We start from the raw sequence: 19,757 nt of genomic DNA, 5'->3' as shown, positions 1-19,757 counted from the left end.
GGTGAGCCGCGTCAGGACGCGGTGACGAGCCGCATCAGGCGCGCCGTGCGCGGCTGCAGGTCGCTCCACGCGCCGTCGAGCTCGAGCCACGACCAGGACGCGGTGGGCACGCCGACCTGCACGCGCGCGACCGCGGCCTCGTCGGAACCCGGACCCGCGAGCGTCGCCGCCGCGTGCGACATGGTCGGCTCGTGCCCCACGACGACGAGGGTGCGCACGGTGGCGGGCGCGCTCGCCACGAGCGAGACGAGCGAACGCACCCCGGCGTCGTAGACCTCGCCGCGGTACTCGACAGGCGGCTCGAGCCCGAGCGCGCCCCGCACGAGCTCCCACGTCTGGCGCGTGCGCAGCGCGGACGAGCACCACACGAGGTCGGGCGAGATCCCGGACTCCGCCATCGCCGCCCCGACGAGCGGGCACTGCCGACGGCCGGCGAGGGCGAGCGGTCGTTCGTGGTCGGGGATGCCGTCGGGGTGCTCCGCCTTCGCGTGGCGCAGCAGCACGAGCCGTCGCGTGCTCACGGGGCCAGCGTGCCACCCGGAGGCGTCCGCCGCACCCATCGCGTCACTCTCCGTGGTCACTGACCCATCGCGTGCACGCCGCCGTCGACGTGCACGATCTCGCCCGTGGTCGCGGGGAACCAGTCGGACAGGAGCGCCGCCACGGCGCGCGCGGCCGGCTCGGGGTTCGTGACGTCCCAGCCGAGGGGCGCGCGGTCGGACCAGCGCGACTCCATGGTCTCGAAGCCGGGGATCGACTTGGCCGCCGTCGTGCGGATCGGGCCGGCGGACACGAGGTTCACGCGCACGCCCGACGGGCCGAGGTCGCGCGCGAGGTAGCGGGACGTGGCCTCGAACGCCGCCTTGGCGACGCCCATCCAGTCGTAGACCGGCCACGCGAACTTCGCGTCGAACGTCAGGCCGACGACCGACCCGCCGTCGGTGAGCAGCGGCTGCGCGGCGACCGCGAGGGACTTCAGCGAGTACGCCGACACCTCGAGCGCGGTGGCGACGTCCGCCCACTCGCCCGCGAGGAAGTTGCCGCCCATGACGGACTGCGGCGCGAAGCCGATCGAGTGCACGACGCCGTCGAGGCGGTCGAAGCCGGCCTCGCGCACGCGGTCCGGGAGCGCCGCGAGGTCGTCGGCGTCGGTGACGTCGAGCTGCACCACGGGGGCCTCGACGGGCAGGCGGCGCGCGATGACCTGCGTGAGCCGGAACTGCCGGCCGAAGGACGTCAGGACGACCTCGGCACCCTCCTCCTGCGCGAGGCGCGCGACGTGGAACGCGATGGATCCGTCCGTCAGGACGCCGGTGATCAGGAGCTTCTTGCCGGTGAGCAGGCCCATGGTGTGTCTCTCCTCGGTGGTGCGGGTTCGGGGTGCGTCAGTGGCCCATGCCGAGGCCGCCGTCGACGGGCAGCACGGCGCCGCTGACGTACGCGGCGGCGGGGGACGCGAGGTACTCGACGGCCGCGGCGACCTCGTCGGGCGCGGCGAACCGGCCCGCAGGGATCGCGGCCTTGTAGGACGCCTGCGTCGCCTCGGGCAGCGCGCGCGTCATGTCGGTGTCGATGAAGCCGGGCGCGACGACGTTCGCGGTGATCCCGCGCCCGCCGAGCTCGCGCGTGATCGAGCGGGCCATGCCGACGAGCGCGGCCTTCGACGACGAGTAGTTCACCTGGCCGGGCCCGCCGTACAGGCCGACGACCGACGAGATGAGCACGATGCGCCCGCGACGCAGGCGGATCATGGGCTTGCTCGCGCGGCGCACGCAGCGGAACGCGCCCTTGAGGTTGACGTCGAGGACCTCGTCGAACTCCTCGTCGGTCATCCGCATGAGGAGCTGGTCGCGGGTCACGCCCGCGTTCGCGACGAGCACCTCGACCGGGCCGAGCTCGGCCTCGATCGCCGTGAACGCGGCGTCGACCGACGCGGTGTCGCGCACGTCGCCGACCACGCCGAAGACGCCCTCGGGCAGCTCGCCGGAGCGGTAGATCGTCGCGACCCGGTCCCCCGCCGCGACGAACCGCTGCGCGATCGCCCGGCCGATGCCGCGGTTGGCGCCCGTGACGAGCACGACCCGGGGTGCGGGTCGCTCGTCGCCGGACGGGACGCTGGAGTTGTCGGAAGTCTCAGGCACGAGTCACGACGGTATCCGAGCGGGTGCGCTCGTCGCGGTTCCGGCGCGGCACAGGTTGTCGCCCGCCAGTTGTGGGAGCCCCACAAGCGGCGACGCAGGTGGACGGCGGGCAGGTCGTCCGGTGGGGGAACGTACGATCGACCGGTGAGGTCACGTCGTCGCGAGGAGCCGGTCCAGCGGATCACCGCTGCCCCCGAGCCCCTGGGCGAGGACGTCGCGCGGCGCCAGCGCCGCTACCTCGCCCAGATGGGCATCCGCATCGTGTGCTTCGTGCTCGCGATCGTCACGTGGTCGCACGTGCCGACGTGGGTGTCCCTGGTGCTCGTCGTCGCCGCCGTCGTCCTGCCCTACGTCGCGGTGATCTTCGCGAACGCGGGACGCGAGCGGCGCGACGAGATGGAGCCCTTCGTCGACCCGCGCGAGATCGGCCCGGGCGGCCGGCCCGCGCAGCTCGGCGACACACCCGACGACCCTGCCGGAGGCCGGCCGTGACCCTGCCCGTGCCCGACCCGGTCGACGAGCCGATCTGCAGCGCCCGCGGCTGCCGCAGCGAGGCGACCTGGGCGCTGCTGTGGAACAACCCCAAGCTGCACGTGCCCGAGCGCCGCAAGGTGTGGCTCGCGTGCGACGAGCACCGCGAGCACCTCACGCAGTTCCTCGACGTGCGCGGCTTCCTCAAGGACACCGTCCCGGTGACCGAGCTCGCGTCGTCGGACGCGCCGTGAGCCCCGCCCGACGCCGGGCGGTCGTGCTCGTGCTCGTCGGGGTGCTCGTCGCGGTCGCGTGCACGTTCCTGGGCCGCTGGCAGTGGCACCGGCACGAGTGGCGCGACGCCCGGATCGCGACCGTGGAGCGCAACTACGACGCGACGCCGGTCCCGCTGGCCGACGTGCTGCCGTCGACGGACGCCGCGCTCGCCGACGACGACGAGTGGTCGCAGGTGCGCGTCGTCGGGACGTACCTGCCGGACGCGACCGTCCTGCTGCGCAACCGCCCGGTCGGCGGCACCCCGGCGTACCACGTGCTCGTGCCGTTCCGGGTCGCGCCGACGGGCGGCGTCCTCGTCGTCGACCGCGGCTGGGTGCCGACCGGTGCGGACGCGAGCGCGGACGTCGACGTCCCGCCGCCGCCCGCGGGCGAGGTCGTGCTGGTCGCGCGCGTGCGGCAGGCCGAGTCGGCGACCGACCGCGGCGCGCCCGCCGGCTCGGTGCAGGCGATCCACCCCGCGCAGGTCATGACGGCGGCGGGCCTGGCCGACGAGCCCGTGTTCACGGGCGCGTTCGGGCAGTCGGTGACCGAGGAGCCGGCTGCGACGAGCACGCTCGGCGCGCTGCCCGCGCCCGACCTCGACCCGGGCTCGCACCTGTCGTACGCGTTCCAGTGGTGGGCCTTCGCACTCGGCGGGCTCGTCGGCTTCACGTGGCTCGCGCGCCGCGAGCTGGTCGAGGAGCGCGACGGGACGGGCGCACCGTTCGCCCCCGGGCCGGGGACCGCCCCCGCGGCGCCCGTCCGCCCGGCCCGGCCGCGGCGGCGCGAGGGCCGCGCGGAGGCCGAGGAGGACGCGCTCATCGACGCGCAGACGTCCGACGACGCGAGCCGCACGGCGGGCTGACCGCCGCACGGACCGCGAGCGGTCAGGCGAGCGTGATGAGGTCCAGGTAGTCCGCGCTCCACAGGTCCTCGTCGCCGTCCGGCAGCAGCAGGACGCGCTCCGGGTCGAGCGCCGCGACGGCACCCTCGTCGTGGCTCACGAGCACCACCGCGCCCTGGTAGCCGCGCAGCGCCGCCAGGATCTCCTCACGGCTCGCGGGGTCCAGGTTGTTCGTGGGCTCGTCGAGCAGCAGCACGTTCGCCGACGACACGACGAGCGCCGCGAGCGCGAGGCGCGTCTTCTCGCCGCCCGAGAGCACGCGCGCGGGCTTGTCGGCGTCGTCGCCAGAGAACAGGAACGACCCGAGCACCGAGCGCACCTGCGTGTCGGTGAGGTCGGGTGCCGCGGAGCGCAGGTTCTCCACGACGGTGCGCTCGAGGTCGAGCGTCTCGTGCTCCTGCGCGTAGTACCCGAGCTTGAGCCCGTGGCCCGGGTGCACCTCACCGGTGTCCGGCGCCTCGATGCCGGCCAGCAGTCGCAGCAGCGTCGTCTTGCCCGCGCCGTTGAGGCCCAGCACGACGACGCGCGAGCCGCGGTCGATCGCGAGGTCGACGCCCGTGAAGACCTCCTGCGACCCGTACGACTTCGACAGGTCGGACGCCGTGAGCGGCGTGCGCCCGCACGGCGCCGGGTCCGGGAACCGCAGCTTGGCGACCTTGTCGCTCGCACGGACCTCCTCGAGGCCCGAGAGCATCTTCTCCGCGCGGCGCGCCATGTTCTGCGCCGCGACGGCCTTGGTGGCCTTCGCGCGCATCTTGTCGGCCTGCGCCAGGAGCGCCGCGGCCTTCTTCTCGGCGTTGGCTCGCTCGCGGCGGCGGCGCTTCTCGTCCGTCTCGCGCTGCAGCAGGTACGCGTCCCAGCCGAGGTTGTACTGGTCGAGCGCGGCCCGGTTCGCGTCGAGGTGGAACACCTTGTTCACGGTCGCGCGCAGCAGCTCGACGTCGTGGGAGATCACGACGAACCCGCCGGAGTACGTCTTGAGGTAGTCCCGCAGCCACGCGATCGAGTCGGCGTCCAGGTGGTTGGTCGGCTCGTCGAGCAGGAGCGTCTCGACGCCCGAGAACAGGATGCGCGCGAGCTCCACGCGGCGGCGCTGGCCGCCCGAGAGCGTCCCGAGCGTCTGGGCGAGCACGCGGTCGTCCAGCCCGAGGTTCGCGGTGATCCGGTGCGCCTCCGACTCGGCCGCGTAACCGCCGGCCGCGGTGAACCGCGCCTCCAGGCGCGAGTAGCGCGCCATGGCCTTCTCGCGCTCGTCGTCGCTGCCGTCGGCCATGAGGTGCTCGGTCGCGCGCATGTTGCGCACGATCTCGTCGAGGCCGCGCGCCGACAGCACGCGATCCAGGGCGAGCACGTCGAGGTCGCCGGTCGCGGGGTCCTGCGGCAGGTAGCCGACCTCCCCGCGCGTGATCGTGCCGCTCGTCGGCTGGGACTGGCCCGCGAGCGTCTTGGTGAGCGTCGTCTTGCCGGCGCCGTTGCGGCCGACGAGACCGATACGGTCGCCCGCAGCGATGCGGAACGAGGTCTCGGCGAGCAGCTCGCGTGCGCCGATGCGCAGGCCGACGCCGTGGGCGGTGATCACGTGGTGGTTTCCTCCGGAAAGCCCGCACTCGTTCTGGGCGGGCGCACAAACGCCGACCATCCTAACGAGCACTAGCGTGACGACCGTCGTCCTTTCCCCCGCCCACCGGCGGGCACCCGGCAGCGCGTCCCGCAGCCGCCCGACGACGAGCACGAGCGCACGAGCGTGGACGACGACCCGTACCGACCCGCACGACGACGCACCGGAGCACACACCGACCCGAGGGGGCCACCCGTGACCGACGCACGCCAGAACGCCGCACCGCCCGGAGCACCGCACGCGACCGCCCCCAGAGGTGCGTCCGGAGGTGCGTCCGGAGGTGCGCCCGGAGGCGCGCCCGGGACCGTGCTCGCGGCCGAGGCCGCGGACCCGACGGCCGGCAACCCCGCCGCCGTCCTGGACGCCGCGCTGCCGGAGCCCGCCGAGCGGGCCACCCCCGTCACGACCGACGTCGCCCTCGTCGCGGTCTTCGCGGCGTTCATCACCGTGTGCGCGATCATCCCGGGCATCCCGACCGGCACAGGGGTGCCCGTCACGCTGCAGACGTTCGGCGTCGTCCTCGCGGGCCTCGTGCTCGGCTGGCGCCGCGGCGCGCTCGCGGTGCTCCTCTACCTCGCGGTGGGCCTCGCGGGCGTCCCGGTGTTCTCCGGCGGCACGGGCGGGCTCGCGGTGCTCGCGGGGCCGAGCGTCGGCTACCTGGTCGGCTTCCCGCTCGCGGCCGCGCTCGCCGGCCTGCTCGCGGGCGCCGCGCGCAAGGCGACGGGCGCCGCGCGCTACCTCGTCCTCGTGGCGAGCGGCCTGACGGCCACCGCGCTGACGATCCACCCGCTCGGCATCGCGGGCATCGTCGCGCGCACCGACCTCACGGCCGGCGAGGCGTTCGCGGCGGGCTCGGTGTTCTTCCCGGGCGACACCGTCAAGAACCTCCTGGCGGCCGCGGTCGCGCTCGCGGTGTTCGCGAGCTACCCCGACCTGCTGCGCCGGCGCCGCTGATGATCGAGCTGAGCGAGGCGCTCGTCACGGCTTGGACCCCCGACCCGTCGGGCGGCCCGGACACCGTGACGCGCCTGCTCGGCCCGGTCACCCTGCGGCTCACCGAGCGCCGCGTCGCGGTCGTCGGCGCGAACGGCTCGGGCAAGTCGACGCTCGCGCGCCTGCTCAACGGGCTCGTGCTGCCGTCGTCCGGGACCGTGCGCGTCGACGGCCTCGACACGCGGTCCGACGGCCCCGCCGTCCGGCGGCGGGTCGGGTTCGTGTTCACCGACCCCGACGCGCAGATCGTCATGCCCACGCCCGTCGAGGACGTCGCGCTGTCGCTGCGGCGCACCGTGCCCGACGCGGGAGAGCGCGACGCGCGGGCGCGTGCGGCGCTCGCGCGCGTCGGGCTCGCAGACCGCGCCGACCTGCCCGTGCACGCGCTGTCCGGCGGCCAGCGCCAGCTCCTCGCGCTCACCTCCGTGCTCGCGACCGACCCGGACGTCCTGGTGTGCGACGAGCCGACGACGCTGCTCGACCTGCGCTGGCGGTCCGCGGTCGACGACCTGCTCGCGAGCCTGCCGCAGCAGGTCGTCGTCGTGACGCACGACCTCGACGCTGCGCTGCGGGCCGACCGCGTGCTCGTCGTCGACGACGGCCGCGTCGTGCACGACGGCGAGCCCGCCGCGGCCGTCACCGCGTACCGGGAGCTCATGGCGGGCCCGCGCCTGCCTGCGACGGAGGGCCGGTGACGCGCGCCGGCGCACCCCTGCGCCCCGCGTGGACCGGCCCGCTCGGGCTGCACCAGCCGGGCACCTCGGTGCTGCACCGCGCCCCGGCGCTCGCCAAGCTCGCCGCGCTCGCCGTGGCGGGCGTCGTCGTCCTCGTGGTCCGCGGGCCGGCGTCCGCGCTCGTCGCGCTCGCCGTCGCGCTCGCGTGCCACGTCGTCGCGGGGCTCTCCTGGCACCGCACGCGCGCCGGGCTCGCACGTGTCGGGGTCGTCGCGCTGCTCGTCGGCGGGTACCAGACCTGGTCACGCGGGTGGGAGTCGGGCGTCGAGACCGCGGCCGACCTCGTCGCGCTCGTGCTGCTCGCCACGGTCGTCACCGCCACCACGCGCGCCGACGACCTGCTCGACGCGCTGCGCCGGGCCGCCGCTCCCCTGCGCCACGTGGGCCTCGCGCCGGAGACCGTCGCGCTCGCGGTGAGCCTCATGCTGCGCTCGGTCCCGCTGCTCCTGCAGGCCGCGGGCGAGTCCCGCGACGCCGCGCGTGCCCGCGGGCTCGAGCGTTCGCCGCGAGCGGTCGTCGTGCCCGCGGCCGTGCGGATCGTCGGGCACGCGCGCGCCACGGGCGAGGCTCTCGCCGCGCGCGGCCTGGGCGAGGGATGAACGCGCCGGACGTCACCGACAGGCTGAATCACGCCGGGCTGAATCGCGTTGCGCGCGTGCGCGGACTACCGTCCCGGATGTGACGTTCCAGGAGGGTGGCAACTTCGGCGGCGGGCGCGTGCAGTCGCGCCGCTCGGCGGGCGGCAAGGGTATGGCGATCGGCGGCGGCGTCGGCGGGCTCGGCCTGCTCGTGATCCTCGCGATCACGCTGCTGTCGGGCGGCAACGTCGACCCGGGCGCACTGCTCGGCGGAGGCGGCGAGCCCGGCGACGACGGCACGATCGGCGCGTGCACCGCCGAGCAGGCGAACACCGACCGCGCGTGCCGCCTGTCCGCGACGCTCGACTCGCTCGACACGTACTGGGCACCCACGCTCCGCAAGGCCGACGCGACCATCCCCGAGGCCGTCGAGTTCACGTCCGCCGTGAGCACCGCGTGCGGGAACGCGTCCTCGTCGTCCGGGCCGTTCTACTGCCCCGGCGACCAGAGCATCTACCTCGACCTCGGCTTCTTCGACCTGCTGACCAGCCAGTTCGGCGCACAGGGCGGCCCGCTGGCGGAGATGTACGTGTACGCGCACGAGTACGGCCACCACATCCAGAACGTCACGGGCGTGTTCGACTCCTCCGACCGGCGCGGTTCCGGCGCGGAGTCGGACTCCGTGCGTGTCGAGCTGCAGGCCGACTGCTACGCGGGCATGTGGGCGGGCACCGCCGCGACGACGAAGGACCCGGACACCGGCGTCACCTACCTCAAGCCCATCACCGCCGACGAGCTCGCGCAGGCCATCGACGCGGCCGAGGCCGTCGGCGACGACCACATCCAGCAGCAGTCCGGCGGCGGCGTGAACCCCGACTCCTGGACGCACGGCTCGAGCGAGCAGCGCCAGCGCTGGTTCACCACCGGCTACCAGCAGCGCGACCTCGCGGCGTGCGACACCTTCGCCGCCACCGACCTGTGACGCCGCCTGTGACGCGGCCTGTGACACCGCGTGTGACACCATCTGTCACGCCTGTGACTCTCGCGTCCGGCAGACTCCGGGCATGAGCACCGACGACAGCTCCGCCCGCGTGGGCGTCTACATCGACTTCGACAACATCGTCATCTCCCGGTACGACCAGGTGCACCGCCGCGGCGCGTTCCAGTCCGACGACGCGCGCCGCCACCGACCCGACGGCGACGGCGAGGTCGCCACGAGGCTGCGCGCCGCGCGGGTCGACGTGGACGCGATCATCGACTACGCGTCGTCGTTCGGCCGCGTCGTCGTCAGCCGCGCGTACGCCGACTGGTCGCAGCCCGTGAACGCCGGCTACCACCAGCAGCTCATCGACCGCGCGGTCGACCTCACGCAGCTGTTCCCCGTCGGCCCGCGCATGAAGAACGGCGCGGACATCCGGCTCGCGGTCGACGTCATCGAGGACCTGTTCCGCCTCGAGGACCTCACGCACGTCGTGATCATCGCGGGCGACTCCGACTACATCGCGCTCGCGCAGCGCGCCAAGCGCCTCGGCCGCACCGTCATCGGCGTGGGCGTCGCGGGCTCGACGAGCCGCTCCCTGATGTCCGCGTGCGACGAGTACGCGGACTACGACGCGATCCTCGACACGAGCGCACCGCCCGAGGACGACGAGCCCGACGAGCCGGCCACCGCCGCACCCGAGCCCTCCCCCGCGGCCGACACGTCCGACGAACGCGCCGCGCAGCCCGCGCCGAACGGCGACCGCGCCGCGCAGCGCCGCGCCACGCAGCTGCTCATGCGCGCCATGCGCCTCATCCACGCGAAGAAGGACGACGAGCCCTGGCTCTCGTACGGCGAGGTCAAGAGCCAGATGATGCGCCTCGACCCGGCGTTCGCCGAGCGCCCGCTGGGGTTCACGTCGTTCAGCGACTTCATCGCCTCGCGCTCGAGCATCGTCGAGATCGCCAAGGAGACCTCGAAGCACCAGCAGCGCGTGCGCCTGCGCCCCAGCTACCGCTGACGGCGGCGGGGACGGCGGTGCGCGCCCGCAGAGGGTCGCACCGCCGTCCCTCGCTTGGGGTCAGGTGTGGGGCGGCCGCCTCATGCCCGGGAGCCGGACCGAGTCAGCCGCGTGCGGACCACCCGTCCCGCCGCCGCTCCCAGCGCGACGGGGGCGCGCCCGACCGCCGTGAGCCCCTGGACCGCCTCGCGCGTGGCGCGTTCCAGGTCCGCCCGCGCCCGCGCCGCACGGACCTCGTCCTGGTGCGCGCACAGGGCGCGGGCGAGCCCCCGGACGTCCGCGAGCACGTCCGCGCGCGCGGCGTGGTCCTCGGGAGCCAGGACGCGCAGCCACGCGGCGAACCGGCGCACCCGCACCGGCGCGGACTCGTCCAGCAGCTCGTGCCGGCGCAGGTCCTCCCGCGCGACGGCGCGGACGGTGCGCCCGTCACCGTCGCCCGTGTCGATGTCGACGAGCGGGACGCCGAGCGCCACGGCCCGGTCGAACACCTCGACCAGCCGCCGCGTGCGCACCCCGTACGCGGCCCGGACCGGCGCCCACGCCTCGTCGTACGGGTCCGTCCTCCCGGCGACCTGCAGGACCCCGCCGCCGGCCGGCCGGCCCGCACGCGACCGCGCGGTCCCGGCACGGCGCGCGACCTCGGACTCGAGCCACGTGCAGTCGTCGCACAGCGTCTTGGTGACCTTGAGCAGCGACTGTCCCCAGTCGCCGACGAGGCACGCGGTGCACAGCTCCCCGCGGGTGATGACGGTGACCCCGGTGCGCGCGGCCTGCGCGAGGGTCGCGGGGTCGGGGCGCAGCTCGACGAGACCGTCGGCGCGCAGGTACGTCTCGGACATGGGTGTACTCCCTTCGCACTTCCCGGCGGCGGTCGCCGTCGGGCCGGTCTTCCCCCGGGGCACCGTGCGCGAGGTTGCGCGGTTGCCGGACCAGCACGCGGAGGGCGTGTCGCTGGTCACTCTTGACCTGCCGAGACGCTAACGCGGGCGGGCTCGCCCGAGCAAGGAGCGTCACACGAACGGATGCGGTGGACGACGAGTCCGCCGTCCACCGCCTGTGCGCGAGGTGTGTCAGATGTTGAAGCCGAGCGCCCGCATCTGCTCGCGGCCGTCGTCCGTGATCTTCTCCGGGCCCCACGGCGGCATCCACACCCAGTTGATGCGGAAGCCGTCGACGATGCCGTCGAGCGCCTGCGCGGACTGGTCCTCGATGACGTCCGTCAGCGGGCAGGCCGCCGAGGTGAGCGTCATGTCGATGACGGCGGTGTTCTGCTCGAGCGCGATGCCGTACACGAGGCCGAGGTCCACGACGTTGATCCCGAGCTCGGGGTCGATCACGTCGCGCATCGCCTCCTCGACGTCGGCGACGGTCGTCGGGGAGCCCGTGGTGGGGCTGGTCATGCGTCCTCCCGGGAGCCGGTCTTGATGAGTGCGTCGTTCAGGGCGACCCAGCCGAGCAGGGCGCACTTCACGCGTGCGGAGTACTTGCCGACGCCCGTGAAGGCGGCGGCGTCGCCGAGCGCCTCCTCGGCGTCGTCGTCGTCGAGCCCCTGGCCCTTGGACTGCATGAGGTCACGGAACGACGCGGCGAGGGTGTCGACGGTCGTGAGCGGCTGGTCGAGGACCAGGTCGTGCAGGACGGAGACCGAGGCCTGCGAGATCGAGCACCCCTGGCCCTCCCAGCGCAGCCCGCGGACCACACCGGAGTCGTCGACGTCGACCTGCAGCGTCACCTCGTCGCCGCACGTGGGGTTCACCTGGTGCGACTGCGCCGAGTGGGCGCCCGAGACCGCGTCGCCCAGCCCCCGCCCGTGCGGGAACTTCGCGTGGTCCAGGATCACCTGCTGGTACAGCTGCTCCATCGAGCTGCTCATGTGCGACCTCTCCGCCGTCAGTCCGTCAGTCCGAAGAACGCGCGGACCCCCGCGAGTGCTTCCCGGAACACGGCGATCTCCTCGTCGGTCGTGTACACCGCGGCGGTGGCGCGCGCCGTGGCGGCCACGCCGAACCTGCGGTGCAGGGGCTGCGCGCAGTGGTGCCCGACGCGCACCGCGACGCCCGCGTCGTCGAGCACCTGGCCGACGTCGTGCGCGTGCACGCCGTCCACGACGAACGACACGGCCGCGAGGCGGTCGCGCGTGTCGGTCGGGCCGACGACCCGCACGCCCGGTACGGACGCCACCGCGTCGAGCAGGAGGCCCGCGAGGTGGTGCTCGTGCGCCGCGACGGCCTCCATGCCCAGGTCGGACAGGTAGGTCGCGGCCGCGCCCATCGCGACGGCCTGCGACACCATCTGCGTCCCGGCCTCGAAGCGCTGCGGCGGCGGCGCGTACGTCGTCTCCGTCATGGTGACGACCTCGACCATCGAGCCGCCCGTGGTCACGGGCGGGAGCGCCTCGAGCAGCTCGCGCCGCCCGTACAGCGCGCCGACGCCCGTGGGGGCGAGCATCTTGTGGCCCGAGAACGCGGCGAAGTCGACGCCGAGCTCGTGCAGGTCGACCGGCAGGTGCGGCACCGACTGGCACGCGTCGAGCACGGTGAGCGCGCCGACCTCGCGGGCCCGGGAGACGAACGCGGGCACGTCGGTGATCGCGCCGGTCACGTTGGACGCGTGCGTGAACGCCAGGACGCGCGTGCGGTCCGTCACGACGCTCGCGAGCTCGTCGGTGCGCAGCCGCCCGTCGTCGTCCACGCCGATCCAGCGCAGCGTCGCGCCCGTGCGCAGCGCGAGCTCCTGCCACGGCACGAGGTTCGCGTGGTGCTCGGCCTCGGTCACGACGATCTCGTCGCCGGGCCGCAGCGCGAACCGCTGCGCCGCCGCTCCCCCGCGGCCCGCGGTCGCGTTCGACAGCGCGTACGCGACGAGGTTGATGCCCGCGGTCGCGTTGCTCGTCCAGACGAGCTCGCCGGGCGAGACCCCGACGAACGACGCGACGCGCGCCCGTGCGTCCTCGAACGCCTCGGTCGCCTCCTCGGCGAGCTGGTGCGCGCCGCGGTGCACCGCGGCGTTGCGCTGCAGGTAGAAGTCCTGCTCCGCGTCGAGCACCACGTCGGGCTTCTGCGACGTGGCGCCCGAGTCCAGGTAGACCAGCCGCCGGCCGTCGCGCAGCGTGCGCTCGAGCAGCGGGAAGTCGGCCCGCACCGCCGCCAGCTCGGCGGCCTCCAGGGTGGTGCTCACTGCGGATCCCCTCGACGTGGCCAGGTGGGTGGAGTGCCGGACGACGTCACCGCCGCCCGGCACGGATGGGTCGACCAACGGGTCAGGAGGTGACCAGGAACCGGTCGTAGCCCTCGTTCTCGAGGCGCTCGGCGAGCTCCGGGCCGCCCTCCTCCGCGATGCGGCCGTCGACGAAGACGTGCACGAAGTCGGGCTTGATGTAGCGCAGGATGCGCGTGTAGTGCGTGATGAGCAGGACGCCCACGTCGCTCGTCGAGCGGACGCGGTTGACGCCCTCGGACACGATGCGCAGCGCGTCGACGTCGAGGCCGGAGTCGGTCTCGTCGAGGATCGCGATGCGCGGCTTGAGGAGCTCCATCTGCAGGATCTCGTGGCGCTTCTTCTCACCGCCGGAGAAGCCCTCGTTCACGGAGCGCTCCGCGAACGTCGAGTCCATGCGCAGGTTCTCCATGGCGTTCTTGACGTCCTTGACCCACGAGCGCAGCGCGGGCGCCTCGCCGTCGATCGCGGTCTTCGCCGTGCGCAGGAAGTTCGACACCGACACGCCCGGCACCTCGACCGGGTACTGCATCGCGAGGAACATGCCGGCGCGGGCGCGCTCGTCGACGGACATCTCCAGGACGTCCTCGCCGTCGAGCAGCACGGTGCCGCTCGTGATCTGGTACTTCGGGTGCCCGGCGAGCGAGTACGCGAGCGTCGACTTGCCCGAGCCGTTGGGGCCCATGATCGCGTGCGTCTCGCCGCTGTTCACGGTCAGGTCGACACCGCGCAGGATGGGCTTGGGGCCCTCCTTGGTCTCGACGCTGACGTGCAGGTCGCGGATCTCCAGGGTGGTCATGCGGGGTTGCTCCTCAGTGAAAAGGTCAGAGAGTCCGGTCCACGTCGACGAGCACGCGCTCGCCGTCCAGCGTGACCGGGTAGACGGGGACGGGGGTGACGGCGGGCGGGCCGAGCGGCTTGCCGGAGCGCAGGTCGAACCGCGAGCCGTGCAGCCAGCACTCGATCGTGCAGCCCTCGACCTCGCCGTCGGACAGAGAGACGGCGCCGTGCGAGCAGATGTCGCTGATCGCGTGCAGCTCGCCGTCGTCGTCGCGCACGATCGCGACCTCGACCGTCCCGGTCTCGGCCTCGAGCTCGACGCGCAGCGTGCCGCCGACGGGCACGTCGGACGCGTAGCACGCGAGCTGTGCGGTCATGCCTGCTCCACGACGGCGCCCGTCTCGCTGCCCTCGACGGCGACCTGGTCGAGCACGGACATCGACTCCTCGAGCTCGGCCTCGATCGCGGCGATGAGGCGCTCCTCGACCTCCGGCACGCCGATCTCGTGCACGAGCTCGGCGAAGAACCCGCGCACGACGAGGCGACGTGCGTCGGGCTCGGGGATGCCGCGGGCCCGCAGGTAGAACAGCTGCTCGTCGTCGAACCGTCCGGTCGCGGACGCGTGACCCGCGCCCTCGATGACACCGGTCTCGATCTCGAGGTTCGGCACCGAGTCCGCGCGCGCGCCGTCCGTGAGGACGAGGTTGCGGTTGAGCTCGTACGTGTCGGTGCCCTCGGCCTCGGCGCGGATCAGCACGTCGCCGACCCACACGGTGTGCGCGCCCTCGCCCTGCAGCGCGCCCTTGTAGGTCACGCGGCTGACGCAGTTCGGCACCGCGTGGTCGACGAACAGGCGGTGCTCCTGGTGCTGCGACGCGTCGGCGAAGTACAGGCCGAGCATCGTGACCGAGCCGCCCTCGCCGGAGAACTCCGCGTCGGGCGTCACGCGCACGACGTCGCCGCCGAGCGTCACGACGATGTGCTTGACCGTCGCGTCGCGGCCGACCTTGAGGCGGTGCGACGCGTTGTGCACCGAGCCGTCGGCCCAGTCGTGCACGGACACGACCGTGAGGTGCGCGCCGTCCTCCGCGACGATCTCGACCGTCTCGGTGAGCGCGGCGTGACCGACGTGGTCGATGACGACCGTGCCCTGCGACAGCGCCTCGGCCTTCACGACGAGGTGCGCGGCGCTCGGCTCGAGCGGCGCCTCGTTACTGCCGGCGCCCTCGACGCCCTCGATGCGCACGGACGTGACCTTGGACGCCACGGCCTCGCGCGGGATCGTCACGAGCGTCGCGCGCGGCGCGGAGGCCCACGCGACGGCGGCGGCCCGGTCACCGGGCTTGCCGACCGTGCCGAGGCGCGCGTCGCCGCGGTCGACGATCTCGACGCCCGCCTCGGGCGACTCGACGACCGTGGTCAGCACGCCGTGACCGGCGAGCACGCCGTCGGTCGCGGCCGCGAACAGCGGCGCGAGGCGGTCGACCGGGGTGAACCGCCACTCCTCCTCGCGACCGTTCGGGACCGGGAAGTCCGTGACGTCGAAGGAGGTACGGCGCTCGGCGCGCGACGCCTCGGGCACGCCGCCCACGCCGTGGGTGTGCGCGCCGTCCGCGACCGCGCGGGAGTGGTCGGTCGACAGCCCCGACTCGTTCGTGGTGGTCGTCATCAGCCGACGGCCCCTTCCATCTGCAGCTCGATGAGGCGGTTCAGCTCGAGGGCGTACTCCATGGGCAGCTCACGCGCGATGGGCTCGACGAACCCGCGCACGATCATCGCCATGGCCTCCGTCTCCGGCATGCCTCGGGACATCAGGTAGAACAGCTGGTCCTCGCTCACGCGGGACACCGTGGCCTCGTGGCCCATCGACACGTCGTCCTCGCGGACGTCGACGTACGGGTAGGTGTCCGAGCGGGAGATCTGGTCGACGAGCAGCGCGTCGCACAGCACGTTGGACGCGGAGTGCGAGGCGCCCTCGAGGATCTGCACGAGGCCGCGGTACGACGTGCGGCCACCGCCGCGCGCGACCGACTTCGAGACGATCGAGCTCGAGGTGTGCGGCGCGGCGTGCACCATCTTCGAGCCCGCGTCCTGGTGCTGGCCCTCGCCGGCGAACGCGATCGACAGCGTCTCGCCGCGCGCGTGCTCGCCCATGAGGTAGATCGCCGGGTACTTCATGGTGACCTTCGAGCCGATGTTGCCGTCGACCCACTCCATGGTCGCGCCCTCGGCGGCGGTCGCCCGCTTGGTCACGAGGTTGTACACGTTGTTCGACCAGTTCTGGATCGTCGTGTACCGCACGCGGGCGTTCTTCTTGACGATGATCTCGACGACGGCCGAGTGCAGCGAGTCCGAGGAGTACACCGGCGCGGTGCAGCCCTCGACGTAGTGCACGTACGAGCCCTCGTCCGCGATGATCAGCGTCCGCTCGAACTGGCCCATGTTCTCCGTGTTGATGCGGAAGTAGGCCTGCAGCGGGATCTCGACGTGCACGCCCGGCGGGACGTAGACGAACGAGCCGCCCGACCACACGGCGGTGTTGAGCGACGCGAACTTGTTGTCGCCCGGGGGGATCACGGAGCCGAAGTACTGCTCGAAGATCTCCGGGTGCTCGCGCAGGCCCGTGTCGGTGTCGAGGAAGATGACGCCCTGCTCCTCGAGCGACTCCTGGATCTGGTGGTAGACGACCTCGGACTCGTACTGCGCGGCGACGCCCGCGACGAGGCGCTGCTTCTCCGCCTCCGGGATGCCGAGCCGGTCGTACGTGCTCTTGATGTCCTCGGGCAGGTCGTCCCAGCTGGCCGCCTGCTTCTCCGTGGACCGCACGAAGTACTTGATGTTGTCGAAGTCGATGCCCGACAGGTCCGCGCCCCACCAGGGCATGGGCTTCTTCTCGAACATGCGCAGCGCCTTCAGGCGCGTCTTGAGCATCCACTCGGGCTCGTTCTTGAGCCGCGAGATCTCACGGACGACGTCCTCGTCCAGCCCTCGCCGAGCGGTCGCGCCCGCGACGTCCGGGTCGTGCCAGCCGTAGGTGTAGTTGCCGATCGAGGCGATGGCCTCGTCCTGCGTCATCGGCTGTGCCGGGTCCTGCGTGGGTGCGCTCATGCGTTCGTTCCTTCCGGGGCGAGCACAGGGGGGTTGCTGGTCGGGGCGGTGCCCGCCGCGGGTGGCGGCTGGGCGACCGGGATGTTCGTGGTGCACACGTGCCCGCCGCCCGCGAGGGTCGCGAGCCGCTGCACGTGGACGCCGAGCAGGCGCGAGAACGCGCGCGTCTCGGCGTCGCACAGCTGCGGGAACTCGTGCGCGACGTCCTGCACCGGGCAGTGGCCCTGGCACAGCTGGACGGCGTGCAGGCCGGGCACCGTGCGCGCCGTGGCCGCGTAGCCGTCGTCGGACAACGCGTCCGCGAGGCGCTCCACGCGTCCCGTGACGTCGTCGCCCGCGGCCTCGTCGACCCGCGGCGCGAGCCGTGCCTCGAGCTCGGCGACGCGCTGCGCCGCGAACCGCTCGACGGCCTCGGTCCCCACCGTGTCGGCGAGGAACCGCAGCGCGTCGGTCGCGATCTCGGCGTACCGGTGCGACAGCGCGCTCTGACCCTGCGCCGTCACGACGTACCGCTTGGCGGGCCGGCCACGCCGTGCGGGGCCGAGACCCACGCCGTCGTGCACCGCGATCTGCGCGACGCCCTCGAGCACGCCGAGGTGACGGCGGATCGCGGCGGGCGTCAGGTCGAGCCGGGCCGCGAGGTCGGCGGCCGTGATGGGCCCCTCGCCCGCGACGAGCTGCAGGACCCGCTGACGCGTCGAGGCGTCGGCGGTGTCGTCGCCGTGGCCCGCGTACGGGGCCGTGGCGTGCGGGGCGGTGGCGTGCGGGGCGGTGGCGTGCGGGGCGGTGGCGTGCGGGGCGGTGGCGTGCGCGGCCGGGGCGTGGGCGTCCGGGGTGCGCGCGACGTGCGTGACCTTGCTCATCCCACCTCCCCGGTCGGTTCGGCCCGTTCCCGGCGTCCGTCGCTCCCGCTGTGCGGGGCGTCGGCCCGGGGGACGGCCGTTCGAGAGCCGCCGGGGTGCCGAGTTGGCGATGCGAGGCACGACGAGCCCGACGACGGATATCGACAACATGGTTGTTGCCAAATTCAGTATCCGCAAGCAAGGCAACCCTTCGCGCCTTCCCGTCCACGGTGTGACGTGCCCCACGCGACGGCGCACGGACCCGCGGGCGCGCGGCGTCCGTGGCCACCTAGACTCGTCGTCCGTGCCCGCCTCCCCCGTCGCCGAGCACGCCGTCGAGATCTCCGCACTCGTCAAGCGCTACGGCGACCGCGCCGTCGTCGACGGTCTCGACCTCGTCGCGCGCCCCGGTGCCGTGACCGCCGTCCTCGGGCCGAACGGCGCGGGCAAGACGACGACGATCGAGTGCTGCGAGGGGCTGCGCCGCCCCGACGCGGGCACGGTGCGCGTCCTCGGGCTGGACCCGGTCGACGACGCCCGTGAGCTGCGCCCCCGCGTCGGCGTCATGCTGCAGGACGGCGGCCTGCCCACGGGCGTGCCCGCCGCGCACATGCTCGAGCACGTCGCCCGCATGTACGCCGACCCGCGTCCGCTCGACGAGCTCACCGAACGCCTCGGGCTCGCGTCCTTCGCGCGCACCACCGTGCGTCGCCTGTCAGGCGGGCAACGCCAGCGCCTCGCGCTCGCCGCGGCCGTCGTCGGGCGCCCGCAGGTCGCGTTCCTCGACGAGCCGAGCGCGGGCATGGACCCGCAGTCCCGCCGCGCCGTGTGGGACCTCGTGCGCGAGCTGCGCGACGAGGGCGTGGCGGTCGTGCTCACGACGCACCTCATGGACGAGGCGGAGGACCTCGCCGACCACGTCGTCGTCGTCGACCACGGCAGGGTCATCGCGCAGGGCTCGGTGCGCGACCTCGTCTCGTCGGGCGACGACCGCACGCTGCGCCTCGACGCGGCACCCGGGCTCGACCTCGCCGCGCTCGCCGCGGCCCTCACCGCCGGCGACGCCCCCGCGGTGACGGCGACGGAGACCTCCCCCGGCTCGTACGCGGTCGTCGGGGCCGTCGGCCCGACGACCGTCGCCGCCCTGACGCGGTGGCTCGCCGAGCAGGACGTGCTCGCGACGCGGCTCACCGTCGGCCGCCGCACGCTCGAGGACGTCTTCCTCGACCTCACCGGACGGACCCTGCGATGAGCGGACCCACCACCGGCTCGCCAGCGCACGCCGGCGCCTCGTCGCGCCGCTCCCGCGTCGTCGCGCAGACCTCGTTCGAGGCGCGCGCGATCCTGCGCAACGGCGAGCAGCTGCTCGTGACGGTCGTCGTCCCGGTCCTCGCGCTCGTCGGGCTCGTGCAGGCCGACGTCCTCGACGTCGACACCGGCGGGCTGAGCCGCATCGACTTCTTCACCCCCGGCATCCTCGCGCTCGCCGTCATGACGTCGTCGTTCACGTCGCAGGCGATCGCGTCGGCGTTCGACCGGCGCAACGGCGTGCTGCGGCTGCTGTCCACCACACCGCTCGGGCGCGGCGGGCTGCTCGCGGGGAAGGTGCTCGGCGTGCTCGTCGTCGAGCTCGTGCAGGTGCTCGTCATCGGGCTCACGGCGGTCGCGCTCGGCTGGCGGCCCGACGCGCTCGGTGTCGTCCTGTCGCTCGTGGCGGTGCTGCTCGGGACGGCGGCGTTCACGTCGCTCGCGCTGCTGGTCGCCGGCACGCTGCGCGCCGAGGCCGTGCTGGCGGTCGCGAACCTCGCGCTCCTGCTGCTCGCGGTCGCCGGTGGCGTCATCGTCCCCGCGGACCGCCTGCCCGGTGCGCTCGCCCACCTGGCGCTCCTGCTGCCCTCGGGTGCGCTGGGCGAGGCCATGCGCGGGGCGTTCCAGGACGGCACGCTCCCGGCGTGGTCCGTGGTGGTGCTCGTCGCGTGGACCGCCGCGCTCGGGTGGGGCGCCGCGCGCCTGTTCCGCTGGCACTGACCTCTCGTCGACGCGCACAACGTCACACCCGGACCGGTCCGCCCGCGAGCCGGGGCCGGGACGGCGCC

Annotated in this window: 23 protein-coding genes and 1 riboswitch; of the genes, 10 read left to right on the top strand and 13 right to left on the bottom strand. The window is 73.9% G+C overall.

Features of this window, described 5'->3' with window-relative positions; translation table 11 throughout:
- Nucleotides 1–11: 11 nt before the first annotated feature.
- From F1D97_RS10735 to fabG, 3 genes are read right to left on the bottom strand one after another with little or no spacing between them, the layout of a single operon-like run.
- Nucleotides 12–521 carry a SixA phosphatase family protein gene (locus F1D97_RS10735; protein WP_317618853.1) on the bottom strand — a complete coding sequence of 170 codons (510 nt, stop codon included), beginning with the start codon at nucleotides 519–521 and terminating at the stop codon, nucleotides 12–14.
- 56 nt (nucleotides 522–577) lie between these two features.
- The gene (gene fabI / locus F1D97_RS10730) at nucleotides 578–1,348 is read right to left on the bottom strand and encodes an enoyl-ACP reductase FabI (RefSeq protein ID WP_236120506.1); all 771 of its coding nucleotides are present in this window, start codon (nucleotides 1,346–1,348) and stop codon (nucleotides 578–580) included.
- A 37-nt stretch (nucleotides 1,349–1,385) separates the two neighbouring features.
- Nucleotides 1,386–2,141, bottom strand: coding sequence for a 3-oxoacyl-ACP reductase FabG (fabG, locus tag F1D97_RS10725; RefSeq protein WP_236120505.1), 756 nt, complete (start codon nucleotides 2,139–2,141; stop codon nucleotides 1,386–1,388).
- A 144-nt stretch (nucleotides 2,142–2,285) separates the two neighbouring features.
- On the opposite strand from fabG, the gene F1D97_RS10720 reads away from it, so the two are divergent.
- Genes F1D97_RS10720 through F1D97_RS10710 form a run of 3 tightly spaced genes read left to right on the top strand, consistent with a single transcriptional unit; the run spans nucleotide 2,286 to nucleotide 3,753 of the window.
- Nucleotides 2,286–2,633 carry a DUF3099 domain-containing protein gene (locus F1D97_RS10720; RefSeq protein WP_236120504.1) on the top strand — a complete coding sequence of 116 codons (348 nt, stop codon included), beginning with the start codon at nucleotides 2,286–2,288 and terminating at the stop codon, nucleotides 2,631–2,633.
- Nucleotides 2,630–2,866, top strand: a complete 237-nt coding sequence (locus tag F1D97_RS10715; RefSeq protein ID WP_236120503.1) for a hypothetical protein — start codon at nucleotides 2,630–2,632, stop codon at nucleotides 2,864–2,866. The genes F1D97_RS10720 and F1D97_RS10715 overlap by 4 nt, the downstream gene beginning before the upstream one ends.
- The gene (locus F1D97_RS10710; RefSeq protein ID WP_236120502.1) at nucleotides 2,863–3,753 is read left to right on the top strand and encodes an SURF1 family cytochrome oxidase biogenesis protein; all 891 of its coding nucleotides are present in this window, start codon (nucleotides 2,863–2,865) and stop codon (nucleotides 3,751–3,753) included. The genes F1D97_RS10715 and F1D97_RS10710 overlap by 4 nt, the downstream gene beginning before the upstream one ends.
- Before the next feature lie 22 nt (nucleotides 3,754–3,775).
- Here F1D97_RS10710 and F1D97_RS10705 read toward each other — a convergent pair whose 3' ends face one another.
- The gene (locus F1D97_RS10705) at nucleotides 3,776–5,371 is read right to left on the bottom strand and encodes an ABC-F family ATP-binding cassette domain-containing protein (protein ID WP_236120501.1); all 1,596 of its coding nucleotides are present in this window, start codon (nucleotides 5,369–5,371) and stop codon (nucleotides 3,776–3,778) included.
- 345 nt (nucleotides 5,372–5,716) lie between these two features.
- Between F1D97_RS10705 and F1D97_RS10700 the strand changes: the two genes are divergently transcribed.
- The 5 genes from F1D97_RS10700 (at nucleotide 5,717) to F1D97_RS10680 (ending at nucleotide 9,715) form a co-directional block, all read left to right on the top strand.
- Nucleotides 5,717–6,364 carry a biotin transporter BioY gene (locus F1D97_RS10700; protein WP_236120500.1) on the top strand — a complete coding sequence of 216 codons (648 nt, stop codon included), beginning with the start codon at nucleotides 5,717–5,719 and terminating at the stop codon, nucleotides 6,362–6,364.
- On the top strand, nucleotides 6,364–7,098 hold the full coding sequence (locus F1D97_RS10695; protein WP_236120499.1) for an energy-coupling factor ABC transporter ATP-binding protein: 735 nt from the start codon (nucleotides 6,364–6,366) through the stop codon (nucleotides 7,096–7,098). Before F1D97_RS10700 ends, F1D97_RS10695 begins: the two co-directional genes overlap by 1 nt.
- Nucleotides 7,095–7,736 (top strand): energy-coupling factor transporter transmembrane component T, encoded by a 642-nt coding sequence (locus F1D97_RS10690; RefSeq protein ID WP_236120498.1) that lies wholly within the window; start codon nucleotides 7,095–7,097, stop codon nucleotides 7,734–7,736. Before F1D97_RS10695 ends, F1D97_RS10690 begins: the two co-directional genes overlap by 4 nt.
- A 79-nt stretch (nucleotides 7,737–7,815) precedes the next feature.
- Nucleotides 7,816–8,697 (top strand): KPN_02809 family neutral zinc metallopeptidase, encoded by an 882-nt coding sequence (gene ypfJ, locus F1D97_RS10685; RefSeq protein WP_236120497.1) that lies wholly within the window; start codon nucleotides 7,816–7,818, stop codon nucleotides 8,695–8,697.
- 82 nt (nucleotides 8,698–8,779) lie between these two features.
- On the top strand, nucleotides 8,780–9,715 hold the full coding sequence (locus F1D97_RS10680) for an NYN domain-containing protein (RefSeq protein WP_236120496.1): 936 nt from the start codon (nucleotides 8,780–8,782) through the stop codon (nucleotides 9,713–9,715).
- Nucleotides 9,716–9,795: 80 nt separating this feature from the next.
- Here F1D97_RS10680 and F1D97_RS10675 read toward each other — a convergent pair whose 3' ends face one another.
- The 9 genes from F1D97_RS10675 to F1D97_RS10635 all read right to left on the bottom strand — a co-directional run bounded on the left by F1D97_RS10675 (nucleotide 9,796) and on the right by F1D97_RS10635 (nucleotide 17,682).
- Nucleotides 9,796–10,554, bottom strand: a complete 759-nt coding sequence (locus tag F1D97_RS10675; RefSeq protein WP_236120495.1) for a hypothetical protein — start codon at nucleotides 10,552–10,554, stop codon at nucleotides 9,796–9,798.
- Nucleotides 10,555–10,564: 10 nt separating this feature from the next.
- A riboswitch (SAM riboswitch) is annotated at nucleotides 10,565–10,682 on the bottom strand.
- Between the two features lie 103 nt (nucleotides 10,683–10,785).
- A complete protein-coding gene (locus F1D97_RS10670) occupies nucleotides 10,786–11,115 on the bottom strand; it encodes a metal-sulfur cluster assembly factor (protein ID WP_236120494.1) in 330 nt (109 codons plus the stop codon).
- The gene (gene sufU / locus F1D97_RS10665) at nucleotides 11,112–11,588 is read right to left on the bottom strand and encodes a Fe-S cluster assembly sulfur transfer protein SufU (protein ID WP_236120493.1); all 477 of its coding nucleotides are present in this window, start codon (nucleotides 11,586–11,588) and stop codon (nucleotides 11,112–11,114) included. The genes F1D97_RS10670 and sufU overlap by 4 nt, the downstream gene beginning before the upstream one ends.
- A gap of 17 nt (nucleotides 11,589–11,605) precedes the next feature.
- A complete protein-coding gene (locus F1D97_RS10660) occupies nucleotides 11,606–12,892 on the bottom strand; it encodes a SufS family cysteine desulfurase (RefSeq protein ID WP_236120492.1) in 1,287 nt (428 codons plus the stop codon).
- Nucleotides 12,893–12,974: 82 nt separating this feature from the next.
- Nucleotides 12,975–13,730, bottom strand: coding sequence for a Fe-S cluster assembly ATPase SufC (sufC, locus tag F1D97_RS10655; protein ID WP_236120491.1), 756 nt, complete (start codon nucleotides 13,728–13,730; stop codon nucleotides 12,975–12,977).
- 25 nt (nucleotides 13,731–13,755) lie between these two features.
- Nucleotides 13,756–14,088: a non-heme iron oxygenase ferredoxin subunit gene (locus tag F1D97_RS10650; protein ID WP_236120490.1), complete on the bottom strand. Its 333-nt coding sequence runs from the start codon at nucleotides 14,086–14,088 to the stop codon at nucleotides 13,756–13,758.
- On the bottom strand, nucleotides 14,085–15,380 hold the full coding sequence (gene sufD, locus F1D97_RS10645) for a Fe-S cluster assembly protein SufD (protein ID WP_236120489.1): 1,296 nt from the start codon (nucleotides 15,378–15,380) through the stop codon (nucleotides 14,085–14,087). Before sufD ends, F1D97_RS10650 begins: the two co-directional genes overlap by 4 nt.
- On the bottom strand, nucleotides 15,380–16,819 hold the full coding sequence (gene sufB / locus F1D97_RS10640; RefSeq protein WP_236120488.1) for a Fe-S cluster assembly protein SufB: 1,440 nt from the start codon (nucleotides 16,817–16,819) through the stop codon (nucleotides 15,380–15,382). The genes sufD and sufB overlap by 1 nt, the downstream gene beginning before the upstream one ends.
- The gene (locus F1D97_RS10635) at nucleotides 16,816–17,682 is read right to left on the bottom strand and encodes a helix-turn-helix transcriptional regulator (protein ID WP_236120487.1); all 867 of its coding nucleotides are present in this window, start codon (nucleotides 17,680–17,682) and stop codon (nucleotides 16,816–16,818) included. The genes sufB and F1D97_RS10635 overlap by 4 nt, the downstream gene beginning before the upstream one ends.
- A 283-nt stretch (nucleotides 17,683–17,965) precedes the next feature.
- Here F1D97_RS10635 and F1D97_RS10630 point away from each other — a divergent pair, with 283 nt between their 5' ends.
- Nucleotides 17,966–18,913, top strand: a complete 948-nt coding sequence (locus F1D97_RS10630; RefSeq protein WP_236120486.1) for an ABC transporter ATP-binding protein — start codon at nucleotides 17,966–17,968, stop codon at nucleotides 18,911–18,913.
- Nucleotides 18,910–19,689 (top strand): ABC transporter permease, encoded by a 780-nt coding sequence (locus F1D97_RS10625; RefSeq protein WP_236120485.1) that lies wholly within the window; start codon nucleotides 18,910–18,912, stop codon nucleotides 19,687–19,689. The genes F1D97_RS10630 and F1D97_RS10625 overlap by 4 nt, the downstream gene beginning before the upstream one ends.
- Nucleotides 19,690–19,757 lie beyond the last annotated feature (68 nt).

Source organism: Cellulomonas palmilytica, from assembly GCF_021590045.1.
GTDB lineage: Bacteria > Actinomycetota > Actinomycetes > Actinomycetales > Cellulomonadaceae > Cellulomonas > Cellulomonas palmilytica.
This window is presented reverse-complemented; position numbering and strand designations above follow the sequence as displayed.

Coding starts and splice junctions, on each gene's coding strand:
- fabI (WP_236120506.1), bottom strand. CDS start 1,348: ATGGGCCTGCTCACCGGCAAGAAGCTCCTGATCACCGGCGTCCTGACG.
- F1D97_RS10695 (WP_236120499.1), top strand. CDS start 6,364: ATGATCGAGCTGAGCGAGGCGCTCGTCACGGCTTGGACCCCCGACCCG.
- F1D97_RS10680 (WP_236120496.1), top strand. CDS start 8,780: ATGAGCACCGACGACAGCTCCGCCCGCGTGGGCGTCTACATCGACTTC.
- F1D97_RS10675 (WP_236120495.1), bottom strand. CDS start 10,554: ATGTCCGAGACGTACCTGCGCGCCGACGGTCTCGTCGAGCTGCGCCCC.
- F1D97_RS10670 (WP_236120494.1), bottom strand. CDS start 11,115: ATGACCAGCCCCACCACGGGCTCCCCGACGACCGTCGCCGACGTCGAG.
- sufU (WP_236120493.1), bottom strand. CDS start 11,588: ATGAGCAGCTCGATGGAGCAGCTGTACCAGCAGGTGATCCTGGACCAC.
- sufC (WP_236120491.1), bottom strand. CDS start 13,730: ATGACCACCCTGGAGATCCGCGACCTGCACGTCAGCGTCGAGACCAAG.
- F1D97_RS10650 (WP_236120490.1), bottom strand. CDS start 14,088: ATGACCGCACAGCTCGCGTGCTACGCGTCCGACGTGCCCGTCGGCGGC.
- sufD (WP_236120489.1), bottom strand. CDS start 15,380: ATGACGACCACCACGAACGAGTCGGGGCTGTCGACCGACCACTCCCGC.
- sufB (WP_236120488.1), bottom strand. CDS start 16,819: ATGAGCGCACCCACGCAGGACCCGGCACAGCCGATGACGCAGGACGAG.
- F1D97_RS10635 (WP_236120487.1), bottom strand. CDS start 17,682: ATGAGCAAGGTCACGCACGTCGCGCGCACCCCGGACGCCCACGCCCCG.
- F1D97_RS10625 (WP_236120485.1), top strand. CDS start 18,910: ATGAGCGGACCCACCACCGGCTCGCCAGCGCACGCCGGCGCCTCGTCG.